This window comes from Rathayibacter sp. AY1C4 (genome assembly GCF_002932195.1).
Lineage (GTDB): Bacteria > Actinomycetota > Actinomycetes > Actinomycetales > Microbacteriaceae > Rathayibacter.
Genome location: NZ_PSWE01000006.1, coordinates 110,249 through 123,563, shown reverse-complemented (window position 1 = coordinate 123,563; position 13,315 = coordinate 110,249). Strand labels below are relative to the sequence as shown.

Here is a 13,315-nt window from a genome sequence, read left to right as displayed (position 1 = left end):
GTGTGCTCGGAGCTACTTGGTGCCGAGCAGGTCGATCACGAAGATCAGGGTCTTGCCGGAGAGCGGGTGCCCTCCGCCGGCCGGGCCGTACGCCAGCGCGGGCGGGCAGATCAGCTTGCGGCGGCCGCCGACCTTCATCCCCGGGATGCCCTGCTGCCAGGCGCGGATGAGGTTGTTGAGGGGGAAGTTGATCGACTGGTCGCGGCTCCAGGAGGAGTCGAACTCCTCGCCGGTGTCGTACTCGACGCCGAGGTAGTGAACCTCGACGGTCGAGCCGGGCTGCGCCTCGGCGCCGTCGCCGACGACGATGTCCTCGACGACGAGGGTGTCGGGGGCCGGGCCCTCAGGGGCGTCGACCTCGGGCTTGGTCAGGTTCTCGCTGCTCATGCCTCGATCCTACGGCGCTCGGGAGCGGAGTCTGGGAGCGGGCTGCGAGCACTCACTCCACGAGCGTGAGGCGCTGCGTCGGCCGGGTCATCGCGACGTAGAGCGATGCGGCGCCGCGCTCGCCGGTCTGCGCGATGAGGCGAGGGCGGGCGATGATCACGGAGTCGAACTCGAGCCCCTTGGCGTCGTTCGTCGACAGCACGGCGATCGCGCGGTCGAGCCCGGTCGCTCCACGGCCCACCTCCCGGCCGAACCGCTCCTCGAGGCGCTCGGCGATCGCGGCGAGGTCGTCGTCGGGCGCGATGACCGCGAGCGTCCCCTCCGCCTCGATCGCCCGGTCCTCGACGACGGCCGCCAGCACGCGCTCCGAGAGGCTCGCGTCGCCGCGATCGCGGATCGTCCGCACCGGCCACTCGGTGGAGCGCACGGCCTCCCCCGGCGTGATCTCCAGCCCGTTCTCGCGCGCCGTCCGCTCGGCGAAGGCGACGATCTGCGCGGGCGTGCGGTAGTTGACCGTCAGCTCCTCCAGGCGCCACGGCGCCGCCTCCACTCCCCGGCCCTGGCGGCCGAAGGTGTCGCGGAGCGCGGCGTCCCAGCTCGAGGCGGCGGAGGCGCCGGACGCCTGCGCGACGTCGCCCACGATCGTGAACGAGCGCATCGGGCAGCGGCGCAGCAGCACCCGCCACTGCATCGGCGAGAGCTCCTGCGCCTCGTCGACCACGACGTGCCCGTAGGTCCAGGTGCGGTCGGCCGCGGCCCGCTCGGCGGTGGTCCCGAGCACCGAGCGCTCGGCGAAGCCGGCCGCGAGGTCCTTGGCGTTGACGAGGCCGTCGACGCCCATGTTGCGGATGGCGGCCTCCGCGTTCTCGACGTCGCGCTTGCGCTGCTCCTTCTCGGCCTTCTTCGAGGCGTCGGCGTGGTCGTCGTAGGCGCCGAGCAGCTCCGCGGCCTCGTCGAGCAGCGGTACGTCGGAGACCGTGAACGGAGCGTCGCGGTCTCGGCGGAGGAGGGAGCGCTGCGCGGCGGTCCAGCGCGGCGTGAGGGTCGCGAACCAGTTCGGACGGGCGTAGAGGTCCTGCAGCAGCTTCTCGGGGGTCAGCGGGATCCACGCGGTGTTGAGAGCGACGCGGACGTCGTGGGCGGTCCGCACGTCCTCGCGCAGCACCGCCTCGTCGGCCTCGTCGACCGTGCTGCCGTGGCTCCGCAGCTGATCGGCGAGCTGGCGGGTGAGCTGCGAGAGCAGCGTCTTGACGAAGGAGACGCGCGCCTCGTTGTGCGGCTTGCGGGTGTCGCGCGCGCGGGTGATCGCGCGCTCCACGTCCTGCGGCTCCAGACGGAGCTTCTCGCCGTTGACGTCGAGCACCTGGGTCTCGGCCGGGACGGTCTGGCGGGAGCGGACCGCGCGCTTGAGCAGCTCCGCCATCCGCGCCGAGCCCTTCACGCGGGCGACCGCGGGCACGTCCTCCTCGACGAGGTCGAGGCCCGGGTAGAGCTGGCCGAGCGTCGAGAGGACGACACCCGTCTCGCCGAGCGAGGGCAGCACCGCCTCGATGTAGCGGAGGAAGGAGCGTGAGGGGCCGACCACGAGCACGCCGGAGGAGGCGATGCGGTCGCGGTAGGAGTAGAGGAGGTAGGCGGCCCGGTGCAGGGCGACCGCGGTCTTGCCGGTGCCCGGCCCGCCCTGCACGACGAGCACGCCGCGCAGCTCGGACCGGATGATGCGGTCCTGCTCGCTCTGGATGGTCGCGACGATGTCGTGCATCCGGCCGGTGCGCTGCGCACCGAGGGCCGCCATGAGCGCGCCCTCGCCCTGCAGCACGGTGCCCTCGCGCAGCAGCTCCTCATCGAAGACCTCGTCCTCGAAGCGGAGGACCTCGCGGCCCCGAGTGGTGAGGTGGCGCCGGGCGCGCGTCCCCATCGGCCGGGCGGCGGTGGCCTGGTAGAACGCGGCCGACTGCGGGGCGCGCCAGTCGAGCAGCAGCGTGTCCTGCTCCTCGTCGCGCAGGCCGATCCGGCCGATGTAGCGGTGCTCGGCGTCGGCGTCCGCGAGCGTCAGCCGGCCGAAGGCGAGCCGGTCGTCGGCGCCGGTGAGCGAGCGGATGCGGTCCTCGTAGAGCCGCGCGTAGGCGTCGCGCTCGGAGCGGCTCTGGTGGTTGCCGCCGACGCTCTCGATGCGGACCGTGTCCAGAGCCTCGCGGGCCTGGGCGATCAGCTCGTCGAGGCGGGCGTAGAGCGCCGCCACGTAGTCGCGCTCCCGAGAGAGCTCGGTGGCCTGCACAGTGCTGCCGTCCGTCATCGTCCGCCTTCCGAGGGTCCGCCGCCGCGGGCCGGGAGGCGCGGGATGCGCTCCGGGGGCCGCGGGAAAACAGGCGGTCCAGTCTACCGAGCGATCCGAAGCGGGCCGTGCCGACAGCGGGATCCGGATGCCTCTTGCGCTCGGCGCCGCGGAGGAGCATCCTCTCTCTCACGAAGAGCTCGACGCCCCGTCCGAGCAGCCGGCCCTGCCGCTGCCGCAGGGCGTCGAGCTCTTTCTCGCGGGTGTCCGTCCTCCGTCCGGTCATCGACCGGGAAGAGAACCGGACGGCCCCGCGTTGCACGCCCCATGGCCACTCCGAGCAGCAGCGTCACCGCCCCCTCCCGCGCCTCGATCGACCTCACGGAGTCGGCACGCGCCGGCTGGGAGTCGTGGCTCGCCCGACGCGTCGAGCGCGTCACCGGACCCCGGGGCGATCTCGCCCTCGTCGAGACGCGCTGGCTCGAGCCCGGCGAGAGCGTCGACGACGAGCAGGCGCTGGCCGGCTACGGCCCCTCGGCGACCCTGACGCGGATGCGCCGCGAGAACCTCGACACCGGCGAGCCCGAGTACGGCTACCGCGTCTGGGACGCGGCCTCCGACGGCATCCGGTCCTTCGACGCCATCGAGACCTTCCCGTTCGACGCCGCCTGGGTGCTCGAGGCGTGGTTCGAGCCGGTCGCCGAGGACCGCACGGTCCCGTTCGAGCACCTGCGCGACAACGGCGCCACCCGCGAGCTCGTCGTGCCCGGCGACATCACCTTCTCGCTCGTGGACGACGGGCGCGCCCGCGAGTACACGGTCGCGGCGTTCGACGACGGCGGCACGCTCCTCGTCCCGTTCGGCGATCCGACCAACCGCAGCGACGACCCGGAGCTCGCGAGCTACCCCGTCGGCCGCTTCCTCGTCGTGCAGCGGATCGGCGGCGCGGCCGACGCGGGCACCCCCGCTCCGGTGCTCCTGGACTTCAACCGGGCGTACATCCCGCCGTGCGGCTTCTCGCCCCACTACAACTGCCCGCTGCCGCCCGCGCAGAACCGGCTCGGCGTGCCCGTGACGGCCGGCGAGCGCCGCGTGCGCAGCGCCTCCGCCTAGCGCGCCGGGGCTGAGCGGGGGCGGCCCCGGCTCAGCGGGTGAGCACCGCCCGGCGGGCGACGAGCTCGTCGAGCAGGACCTGCTCGTCGACCGCTCCGGTGCGTCCGCCGCGGCCGAGCAGGAGGTGCTGCCGGTGGTGCGCGAGCCGCGTCGCCGAGCGGAGGAAGTCCCGCATCGCCCGCGGCCGGTCCCCTCCCGCGCTCCGGGCCCAGCGAGCGGCGGTGCGGCGCCCCTCCGCGGTGCCGATCATCCGCACCTCGGCCGGCGAGAGCCAGCCGGCGACGGCGTAGTCGTCGAGCCGCTGGAGCGTCACGCGCCGCTCCTGCCGGCGCAGCAGCACCACCACGACCACGGCGACCGCGAACAGCGGCACCTGGACCACGCCGTAGAAGCCGAACCAGTCGGACACCAGGAACGACGAGCCGTTCCAGAGCGCGTGCAGGAACGCGGCGAGCGCCAGCCCGAGCAGGGCGATGGGCAGCCGCGCGACGGCGGGCCGGTTCGAGGCGAAGCCGAGGGCCGCGCCCGTGCAGGCGGTGAAGAGCACGTGCGCGAAGGGCGAGAGCACCCCGCGGAGGAAGAAGGTCACGGCGAGCGAGCCGAGACCGCCCTCCACCAGCGCGCTGCCGAAGTAGAGGATGTTCTCGACGAAGGCGAACCCGGAGGCGACGACGGCCGCGTAGACGATGCCGTCGACGGGCCCGTCGAAGGTCCGGCGCCAGATCAGCAGGACGAGGAGGACGCCGATCCCCTTGGCCGTCTCCTCGACCAGCGGCGCCTGGATCACGGCGCCGACGAAGTCGGATCCGCTCGGCTGCTGCCCGGACGCGTAGACGGCGATCTGCACGCCGAGGTCGACCAGGAGCGCGATCGCGACGGACCCGGCCGCGCCCCAGAGGAACGCGAACCACAGGCCCAGCGCTGGCTCCGGCTCCCACCGGTCGACCCAGCGGACGCCCAGCAGAACCACGGTCAGCGGGACGAGGGCGATGACCGCGCAGATCCCCGCGGCGCTGACGCCGAGTCCGAGAACCACGTAGGCGAGCACGAGCAGCAGCAGGATCCCGAGGAGCGCCACGCCGATCGAGCCGAGCACGGTCGGCACGACGGAGGGGCGGGCGGTGGCGGGCGGTGCGGGCGGCGGATAGGCGCTCATGGGGCCGACAGTAGGGCACGGGCGGGGTGCGCTGTCGGCGGTTGACACGCGCCGGGCGCGTGGAGGAGGGCCGGGGTGCGGACGCCCGTGTCCGATTCCCGCTCCTGCTCGACGTCGCCGCGTGCGAGGCTCGAGGCGTGCCCGACTCCGATCCGCTCTTCGAGGAGCGCTACCGCGCCGTCGCCTCCCGCGACTCCCGGTTCGACGGGCGGTTCCTGACCGGCGTGCACTCCACCGGCATCTACTGCCGTCCGAGCTGCCCCGCCATCACGCCGCGGCGCGCGAACGTGCGCTTCTACCCGACGGCCGCCGCCGCGCACGAGGCGGGGCTCCGCGCCTGCAAGCGCTGCCTGCCGGACGCTGTCCCCGGCTCCCCCGAGTGGAACCTGCGCGACGACACGGCGGCGCGCGCCATGCGTTTGATCGCCGACGGAGTGGTCGACCGCGAGGGGGTCGAGGGGCTGGCCGCCCGGCTCGGCTACGGCGCGCGCCACCTCGGCCGCATCCTGCGCGAGGAGCTGGGCGCGCCTCCGCTGGCCCTCGCTCGCGCCCAGCGCGCCCAGACCGCCCGGCTCCTGCTCACGAGCACCGACCTGCCCGTGTCCGACGTCGCCTTCGCCGCCGGCTTCACGAGCATCCGGCAGTTCAACGCGACCCTGGCGGAGGTGTACGAGCGGACCCCGACGGCCCTGCGCGCCTCGGCCCGCGGCACGCGCTCCGAGGCGAGCGTCCACGACGGCGCGACCACGCTGGAGCTCCGGCTGGCAGTGCGGGCTCCGTTCGATCCCGGGGTGCTCGACGTGCTCGGCGGCACCGCGCTCCCGGGCATCGAGGAGGCGTCCCCCGGCGGCTACGCGCGCTCGCTCGTCCTGCCCGGGGGCGCGGCGCTGATCCGGCTGGCGGCGGACGGGGAGAGCGTCCGCTGCAGCGCGACGCTCGTCTCCGTCGCCGACGTCGGGCCGCTGGTCGCCCGGGTGAGGCGGCTGCTCGACCTGGACGCGGACGCCCGCGCCGTGGACGAGGCCCTCGCGGCCGATCCCGCACTCGCTCCGAGCGTCGCCGCCCGCCCCGGTGTCCGCGTGCCCGGCTCCGTCGACCCGGCCGAGACGCTGGTGCGCGCGCTGCTCGGCCGGCGGGAGGCCGCACGGCTGGTCGCGGCGCTCGGCGCGACGCTCCCGGAGTCCGTGGCGAGCGGATCGATCGCACGCGCCTTCCCCTCCCCCGCGGTGATCGCCGAGCACGCCGCCGACGTGCTCCGCGGATCCGCCGACGTGCTGGTGCGGACCTGCACGCTGCTCGCCGAGGGAGCCCTGCGGCTCGACGCCGACCGGGAGGAGCTCGCCGAGCAGCTGCTGGCGGTCCCCGGGATCGACGCGGCCACGGCGGCCGAGGTGGCACAGCGGGCGACCGGAGATCCCGACGTCCTGCTCACAGGGGATCCCGTGCTCCGGCGGGGCGCGGCGGCGCGCGGCCTGCCCGCCGGCGAGCGCGGGCTGGCCGAGGCCGGGCGCCGCTGGGCGCCCTGGCGCAGCTACGCCGGGGCGCGCCTCGCGGCCGCGGTCACGCCTCCGGCGCGGGGTCGATGATCGGGAGCGCCGCGGTCATCGCCTCGATGCCCGAGAGCCGCGCCGGCGAGATCAGCCGCATGACCTCCTCGCGGGACATCAGCCCCGCCTCGACCACCAGGTCGGCGATGTTGCGGCCGGTCGCGAGGGCGGCCTTCGCGAGGGCGGCGGACGCGGTGTAGCCGATGCTCGGCGTGAGCGCCGTCACGACCCCGACCGAGGAGGCGACCATGGCCTCGAGCCGGTCGACGTTCGCGGTGATGCCGTCGATGCAGTTCTCGCGGAGCGTCCTGCAGGCCTGCGTCATCCAGGTGATGCTCTGCAGCAGCGAGTGCGCGATCACCGGCTCGAAGGCGTTGAGCTGGAGCTGACCCGCCTCGGCCGCCATCGTGACCGTGACGTCGGCCCCGGCCACCGAGTAGGCGACCTGGTTGACCACCTCGGGGATGACCGGGTTCACCTTGCCGGGCATGATGCTGGATCCCGCCTGGCGCGGAGGCAGGTTGATCTCGCCGAAGCCGGCCTGAGGGCCCGAGGAGAGGAGCCTCAGGTCGTTGCAGATCTTGGACAGCTTGATCGCGGAGCGCTTGAGCGCGCTCGAGAACGACATGAAGACGCCGGTGTCGCTCGTCGCCTCGACGAGGTCCTGCGCCATCTCGAGGTCGAGGTCGGTGATCTCGTTGAGGTGGCGGACAGCGGCCGCGCCGTAGCGCGGATCGGCGGTGATGCCTGTGCCGATCGCGGTGGCTCCGATGTTGACCTCGGCGAGCAGCCAGATGGTCTCGGAGAGGCGGGCGTGGTCCTCGCCGAGGGTCGTCGCGAAGCCGTGGAACTCCTGGCCGAGCGTCATCGGCACCGCGTCCTGCAGCTGCGTGCGGCCGACCTTCAGGACGCTGCCGAACTCGACCGCCTTGCGGGAGAACGACTCGCGCAGCAGCGCCAGCTCGTCGAGCAGGCGGCGCAGCGACCAGGTCATCGCGATCTTGATCGCGGTCGGGTAGACGTCGTTGGTGGACTGGCTGCGGTTGACGTCGTCGAGGGGGTGCAGGTGCGCGTAGTCGCCCCGCTCGAAGCCGCCGATCTCGAGTGCGACGTTGGCGACGACCTCGTTCGCGTTCATGTTCGTCGAGGTGCCGGCGCCGCCCTGGATCACCCCGACCACGAACTGGTCGTGGAACTCGCCGTCGATGATGCGGCGGCACGCGGCCTCGATCAGCTCGGCCTTGGCGGGGGCGAGGGTGCCGAGCTCGGTGTTGGCCCGGGCGGCCGCGAGCTTGACCGTCGCGAGGGACCGGACGAGATCGGGGTAGATCGAGATGGGGCGCTTCGAGATCGGGAAGTTGTCGAGGGCCCGCGCCGTGTGGATGCCCCAGTAGGCCTCGGCGGGGATCTCCATCGAGCCGAGGGAGTCGCTCTCGGTGCGCGTGGCGGGGGTCTCGGTGTCGTCCAGGGCTCTGCCTTCCGGGTCGCGGTCGGGGAGGGTGCTCGGTGCGAGGGTCACGTCCAGCTCCGTTGCTGTCGTCGTGCGGCCCCGGAGGGTGCAGGGGGCTCGCGAACTGCGCGGCCAGCCTATCCCCGGGGCACGGGGCGGCGGCGGACGCGGGCGCGGAGCGTCCGCTCGGCGGGCGCGGAACGACCGCGCCTCCCGCCGCCGGAGCGGACAGGAGGCGCGGGACGCGGGAAGCGGCGGATCAGCGGTAGTCGCTGCCCGACGCGAGGGCCGCGAGCGGCACGAGCACGACCACGACGAGCACGGCGATCGCGAAGAGCAGGACGAGGCCGAGCATGACGGAGTTGAGCACGATGCCCCAGATCGAGAGCGTGCGGCCGGTCGGCTCCCTCCGCAGGCCCAGGATGCCGAAGACGAGGCCCGCGGCCGGAGCGATCACGGTCAGTCCGAAGAAGACGGAGGTGACGCCGAGGATCAGGCTGGTGAGCGAGAACGGGGTCGAGGGCGCCGGGGCGAGCGCCGCGGGCGGGACGGCGGGGGTGCCGTAGGGGGCGCGGGCCTGCTGCGAGGAGGCGGACTCCTCGGCGGCGGGGCGCTCCCCGGCGGACGGCCGCTCCTCGGTGAGGACGGCGGTCGCGCCCAGGTCCACGGTCGGCTGCTCGTCGGCGGGGGTGGAGAGGCGGGCGGTGCGGTCGTCGGTGGTCACGGTGTGCTCCTTCTCGGGTGCCGGTCGCCCGGCGGGATGCGGTCCCGCCGGGCGGGCCGGCGGTGCTGCCGGTGTGCTCCGGCGATGCCTCCACGCTACGGACGCGCCCGGACCCGCCCCATCCGGGGAACCCCCGGAACTCGGGGGCGATCCCCCGCCTCGACGCGGGGGCGGGTGCGAGACTGGTCCCGGCGCGAGGAGGCGGCGATGGACGACGACGAGCTGCGGCACCGCACCCGGGACCGCAAGGGCGCCCGTGCCGTCTGGTTCGCCGGGCTGTCGGCGCTCGCCGGCTTCGTGGTGATCTCCCCCGTGATCTCCCTCACGGCGACCGTGATGGTGTGGGGGTCGCGGCGGCGGATCGGCACCCTCAGCGACCGGAACGGGCTGGTCGCCGTCAACTGGCAGCTCACCTACCTCGCGCTCCAGCTGATGCTGGTCCCGCTGCACCTCGCGCTGGTGTCGGTGCGCGACTCGCTCGGCGCCGACTGGCCGCTCGCGACGATCTCGGCGATCCTCGCGCTGGCCGTGCTCAACCTCGTGCTGTGCGCCGTCCTCGGGATCCGGTCCGGCCGGGGACGCACCGTGCGCCTCTGGATCGCCGTGCCCTTCGCCCGCTCCACCCGTCCGCCGCGCTGACCGTCCGGGGACACCGGGCCCGGCCTCTCTCCGCTACGGGGACTCCGCCCGGCGTGTCCGCGGCGCGGTGCCCCCTCGACCCCGCGGCGGCGGGCAGGGTGGTGGAGTGATCGCCTTCCCTCCGCCCGTGTACGTCGTGGCCGACGACGGAGTGAGACTGGCCACCTACTCCGTCGGCGAGGAGAGCGCCCCGACCGTCCTCGCCGTGCACGGCTTCGCCTCCCACGCCGTGCTCAACTGGGAGACGTCGGGCTGGCTGCGGACGCTGCACCGGGCCGGGTACCGCGTCGTCGCGCTCGACCAGCGCGGGCACGGCGCGAGCGAGAAGCCGCACCACTCCGACTCCTACAGCGTGGACGCCATGGTGGCCGACCTGGTGCGGGTGCTCGACTCCTACGACCTCGACGCGCCCCACGTGCTCGGGTACTCCCTCGGCGCCCGGATGAGCTGGGTGCTGGGGCTCGAGCACCCGGAGCGGCTCGCATCGCTGAGCCTCGGCGGGCTGACCGTGGGCGAGTCCCTCCGCTCCTTCGACGCGGAGGCGGCCCGGGCCCGCGTCGCCTCCGGCGGCGAGATCGACGACGGCTTCACCCGCGCCTTCATCGGCATGGCGGAGGGCGTGCAGGGCAACGACCTCGCGGCGCTGGTGGCGGTGGCCGACGGCGTCCGCGGCGGGGCGCACCCGGAGCACGGGCGGCACCCCGGCCTGCCGACGCTGCTCGTGACCGGCGGCGCGGATCCGATCGCTCCCGGCGGAGAGCTGCTGGCGGCGGCGGCGGGGGCGCGGTTCGTGAGCGTCCCCGGCCGCGACCACACCAGCACCGTGCCCGCGCGGGGCTTCAAGGACGCGGTGCTGGCGTTCCTGGCGGAGCAGCGCTGAGCCGGCCCCTCGCCGGGCGGGAGCACCGCGAGCGCCGAGGCCCGCGGCGTAGCATCCCCCTCATGCAGGCGATCCGCATCGAGAACCCCGGCCCCGACTCCCGACTCGTGCTGGAGGAGGTGCCGACGCCCTCCCCCGGACCCGGCGAGGTCCTCGTCCGCGTCGCGGCCGCCGGCGTCAACCGCGCCGACCTCGGCCAGCGCGGCGGGGTCTACCCGCCGCCGCCCGGCGCCTCCGAGATCCTCGGGATGGAGGTGTCCGGCACGGTCGTCGCGCTCGGCGAGGACGCAACCGGGTTCGCGGAGGGCGACGAGGTCTGCGCGCTGCTCTCCGGCGGCGGCTACGCGGAGTACGTCGCGGTCGACGCGGGCCTGGTGCTGCCGGTGCCGGACGGCGTCGGCCTCATCTCGGCCGCCGCCCTCCCGGAGACGACGTCCACCGTCTGGTCGAACCTCGTGATGGTGGCCGGGCTCGGATCCGGCGACACCGTCCTCCTCCACGGCGGCGGGAGCGGGATCGGGACCACGGGCATCCAGATCGCCGCCGCCCTCGGCGCCCGCGTCGCCGTCACGGCCGGCAGCCCCCGCAAGCTCGAGGCGTGCCGCGCGCTCGGGGCCGACGTCCTGATCGACTACCGCGAGGAGGACTTCGTCGAGCGGATCCGCGAGGCGACCGGCGGGCGCGGCGTCGACGTGATCCTCGACCCCGTCGGCGGCGACTACCTGGCCCGTGACCTGGAGGCGCTGGCCGTGGGCGGGCGCGTGGTGTTCATCGGCAACCAGTCCGGCGCGCTGGGCTCGCTCGACCTCGGGGTCCTGATGCGCAAGCGCGGGGCGGTGCACGCCACGACCCTCCGCGCCCGGCCCCTCGAGGAGCGGCGCGCGATCGTCGCGCGGGTGCGCGCAGAGGTCTGGCCGCTGGTCGCCGCCGGGACGGTGCGCCCGGTGGTGGACGAGGTGGTCCCGCTCGCCGAGGCCGAGCGGGCGCACGACGTGATGCGCTCCTCCGGCCACATCGGCAAGCTGCTGCTCACCCCGTGACGCCCAACACCGGAGGAGGCCCCCGCCTCCCGCGGTGAGCGGGAGCGGGGGCCTCCTCCGATGACGCCCTCCGGCGGGGCGTCAGACCGCGGAGCGCAGGAGACCGAGCGAGCGGTTGATGCCGTCGACGTCGACCGCGGCCGGATCGAACGAGGCTCCGGCGGCGAGGCCGAGAGCCTCGAGCGCCTCCGCGTGGTCGGCCGAGGACGGGTCCGTCGCCGCCCGCACCGTGTCGGCCCAGGCCGCGGGGCCTCCCGGCACGTCGAGCGGAGCCGCGCCGCGCGCGCCCGTGCAGCGCGGCAGAGCCGACGACAGCGGCGCGATCGACTCCAGGCGGATCACGTGGCGCCACTCGTCCTCGAGATCGTAGACGTAGAAGAGCTCGTCCTGCTCCTGCTCGAGCACCTCGGCGAGCGCGACGCCCGCCTCGTCCACGAGGTCGGCGCCTAACTCCTCCGCGTCGGACGGCGAGCCGATCGGAGCCTGCTCCTCATCGGGCACGCCCACGCTGAAGTAGTGCGGCTGCGCGTCGGTCCAGCCCAGCGAGAGCTGGAGCGCGAGGTGCAGATCGCGCAGCGACGACTCGGAGGAGAGCTCGAGGCGCCGCCAGACGACGGGCTTGGTCCCGAGCAGGGCGACGTGGAGCGCGTAGGCCGTCGCCGTGTCCTGGGTCGCCTCGTCGAGGATCTCGAGGCGGGTGGCCTCGCGCTCTCCGAGGAGGACGACCGTCGCGCGGACGACGGAGGCGAGGACGGGCGCCAGGCCCTCCGGCACCGCGTAGCCGAACTCGGGCGAGTGCAGCAGCAGCCCGAGCTCGGCGGTGTCGTCGAGCATCCGCTCGGCCGTGCCGACCATGCGCTCGCGCTCGTCGAGGGCCTCGTCGAGCGAGACTCCGGAGTCGGCGGCCAGCTCGTCGACCAGCTCACCGACGACCAGGCCCGGGTGGATCTCGGCCTGGCAGGCGACCGCGATGCGGACCAGCACGGCGTCGGTGGTGGTGACCGCGCGCTCCTCCGGGGAGAAGGCGCCGTCCTCGGTGTCGGCGGCCGCCAGCGCGGTCTGGGCGCTGAGGATCCACTGCTCGAGGAAGCGGGCGACGTAGGCGATGCGCTCGGCGGCGGCCTCGTGCGCGTCGGAGCTGCGCCAGAGCACGGCGGCCTCGCCGAGACCTGCGGCGGATCCCTCCTGCTCGAGCACGGCCGAGCCGACCAGCGCGTCCCACCAGGCCGAGACCGGGATGCGGACGGAGTCGTCGCTCGGGGTGGATCCCGCGGAGGAGATGCCCGCCTCGACCGCGATCTCGCGGGCGGCGCGCTCGGTGAGGGTCGCGCCGTCGTCGGCGGCGAGGTGCTCGACCACGACGTCGGCGGCGTGCACGAGAGCGGTGGCGCGCACGGCGGAGAGCTGCTCCTCGGCCGGGACCTCGTCGAGCTCGGCGAGGTCGTCGAGCACGGCCTCCACGAAGGAGCCGGCGAGGTCGAGGACCTCGTCGAGGACGGCCTGGCACTCGTCCAGCTCCTCGTCGGTGCCGGTCCAGAGGTCCTCGTCGGTGAGGAAGTCGAGGAAGTGCTCGACGACCTCGGCGACGGTGAAGAGGGTGTCGTCGAGGTCGGCCTCGCTCTCCTCCCCCGACAGGTCTGCCTCGATCTGGTCGAAGACGGCCTCGAGCAGCTCGGCGTCGGGCTGGGCGAAGGAGCCGCGCGGGCGCAGGTCGCGGGTCATCGCGAAGAGGTCGGTCAGCACCTCGACGGCCTCGTCGGCCTCGAGGTGCTCGTGCTGCATGCCCACCTCGGCGAGGTGCGAGCGGTACCAGCTGCGGAACCGCACCATCAGCGCGGTCTCGGCCGTGCGGCCGCCGCCCTGACCGCCGGACCCGCTCTGACCGCCTCCGGATCGTCCCTGGTTGCGCTTCTTGCCCATGATTCCTCCGCGACCGCTCCACTCACGACGAAGCGCTCCAGCCTACCCAGTGCGGGCGCGCGGCGGCACGCGCGGTCGCCCCCTGTTCACCCTGTGCGCACCGGGTCCGCTCCCTCTGATGCGGCCGATCGCCCAAGTCCCGGGATCCGCGCGCTGTGGGAGTCCTCGCCGCCCGGGCCCCTGC

General features: G+C 74.5%; 11 protein-coding genes. 5 read left to right on the top strand and 6 right to left on the bottom strand.

Annotation, left to right across the window (positions count from 1 at the left end; genetic code table 11):
• Positions 1-12 precede the first annotated feature (12 nt).
• Positions 13-387 (bottom strand): FKBP-type peptidyl-prolyl cis-trans isomerase, encoded by a 375-nt coding sequence (locus C5C99_RS04860; RefSeq protein WP_104226280.1) that lies wholly within the window; start codon positions 385-387, stop codon positions 13-15.
• A 52-nt stretch (positions 388-439) separates the two neighbouring features.
• Positions 440-2,683, bottom strand: a complete 2,244-nt coding sequence (locus C5C99_RS04855; RefSeq protein ID WP_104233245.1) for a UvrD-helicase domain-containing protein — start codon at positions 2,681-2,683, stop codon at positions 440-442.
• A gap of 306 nt (positions 2,684-2,989) precedes the next feature.
• Here C5C99_RS04855 and C5C99_RS04850 point away from each other — a divergent pair, with 306 nt between their 5' ends.
• Positions 2,990-3,775 (top strand): DUF1684 domain-containing protein, encoded by a 786-nt coding sequence (locus C5C99_RS04850; protein ID WP_104247431.1) that lies wholly within the window; start codon positions 2,990-2,992, stop codon positions 3,773-3,775.
• Between the two features lie 31 nt (positions 3,776-3,806).
• On the opposite strand, the gene C5C99_RS04845 is transcribed toward C5C99_RS04850, so the two are convergent.
• Positions 3,807-4,931, bottom strand: coding sequence for a PrsW family intramembrane metalloprotease (locus tag C5C99_RS04845; RefSeq protein WP_104233243.1), 1,125 nt, complete (start codon positions 4,929-4,931; stop codon positions 3,807-3,809).
• Between the two features lie 137 nt (positions 4,932-5,068).
• Here C5C99_RS04845 and C5C99_RS04840 point away from each other — a divergent pair, with 137 nt between their 5' ends.
• Positions 5,069-6,517, top strand: coding sequence for a DNA-3-methyladenine glycosylase 2 family protein (locus C5C99_RS04840; RefSeq protein WP_167299023.1), 1,449 nt, complete (start codon positions 5,069-5,071; stop codon positions 6,515-6,517).
• On the opposite strand, the gene C5C99_RS04835 is transcribed toward C5C99_RS04840, so the two are convergent.
• Positions 6,492-7,946, bottom strand: coding sequence for an aspartate ammonia-lyase (locus tag C5C99_RS04835; RefSeq protein WP_258064082.1), 1,455 nt, complete (start codon positions 7,944-7,946; stop codon positions 6,492-6,494). The genes C5C99_RS04840 and C5C99_RS04835 overlap by 26 nt on opposite strands.
• Before the next feature lie 241 nt (positions 7,947-8,187).
• Positions 8,188-8,652, bottom strand: coding sequence for a DUF4190 domain-containing protein (locus C5C99_RS04830; protein ID WP_104226275.1), 465 nt, complete (start codon positions 8,650-8,652; stop codon positions 8,188-8,190).
• A 207-nt stretch (positions 8,653-8,859) separates the two neighbouring features.
• Here C5C99_RS04830 and C5C99_RS04825 point away from each other — a divergent pair, with 207 nt between their 5' ends.
• The 3 genes from C5C99_RS04825 (at position 8,860) to C5C99_RS04815 (ending at position 11,211) form a co-directional block, all read left to right on the top strand.
• The gene (locus C5C99_RS04825; RefSeq protein ID WP_181074541.1) at positions 8,860-9,291 is read left to right on the top strand and encodes a DUF4870 domain-containing protein; all 432 of its coding nucleotides are present in this window, start codon (positions 8,860-8,862) and stop codon (positions 9,289-9,291) included.
• 106 nt (positions 9,292-9,397) lie between these two features.
• Positions 9,398-10,171: an alpha/beta fold hydrolase gene (locus C5C99_RS04820; RefSeq protein ID WP_181074540.1), complete on the top strand. Its 774-nt coding sequence runs from the start codon at positions 9,398-9,400 to the stop codon at positions 10,169-10,171.
• A gap of 62 nt (positions 10,172-10,233) precedes the next feature.
• Positions 10,234-11,211 (top strand): NAD(P)H-quinone oxidoreductase, encoded by a 978-nt coding sequence (locus tag C5C99_RS04815; protein ID WP_104339686.1) that lies wholly within the window; start codon positions 10,234-10,236, stop codon positions 11,209-11,211.
• A gap of 81 nt (positions 11,212-11,292) precedes the next feature.
• On the opposite strand, the gene C5C99_RS04810 is transcribed toward C5C99_RS04815, so the two are convergent.
• On the bottom strand, positions 11,293-13,131 hold the full coding sequence (locus C5C99_RS04810) for a plasmid pRiA4b ORF-3 family protein (protein WP_104339685.1): 1,839 nt from the start codon (positions 13,129-13,131) through the stop codon (positions 11,293-11,295).
• Positions 13,132-13,315 lie beyond the last annotated feature (184 nt).

Excerpts from the sequence above, each read along its gene's own strand:
- C5C99_RS04860 (WP_104226280.1), bottom strand. The coding sequence starts at position 387 with ATGAGCAGCGAGAACCTGACCAAGCCCGAGGTCGACGCCCCTGAGGGC.
- C5C99_RS04855 (WP_104233245.1), bottom strand. The coding sequence starts at position 2,683 with ATGACGGACGGCAGCACTGTGCAGGCCACCGAGCTCTCTCGGGAGCGC.
- C5C99_RS04850 (WP_104247431.1), top strand. The coding sequence starts at position 2,990 with ATGGCCACTCCGAGCAGCAGCGTCACCGCCCCCTCCCGCGCCTCGATC.
- C5C99_RS04845 (WP_104233243.1), bottom strand. The coding sequence starts at position 4,931 with ATGAGCGCCTATCCGCCGCCCGCACCGCCCGCCACCGCCCGCCCCTCC.
- C5C99_RS04825 (WP_181074541.1), top strand. The coding sequence starts at position 8,860 with ATGGACGACGACGAGCTGCGGCACCGCACCCGGGACCGCAAGGGCGCC.
- C5C99_RS04815 (WP_104339686.1), top strand. The coding sequence starts at position 10,234 with ATGCAGGCGATCCGCATCGAGAACCCCGGCCCCGACTCCCGACTCGTG.
- C5C99_RS04810 (WP_104339685.1), bottom strand. The coding sequence starts at position 13,131 with ATGGGCAAGAAGCGCAACCAGGGACGATCCGGAGGCGGTCAGAGCGGG.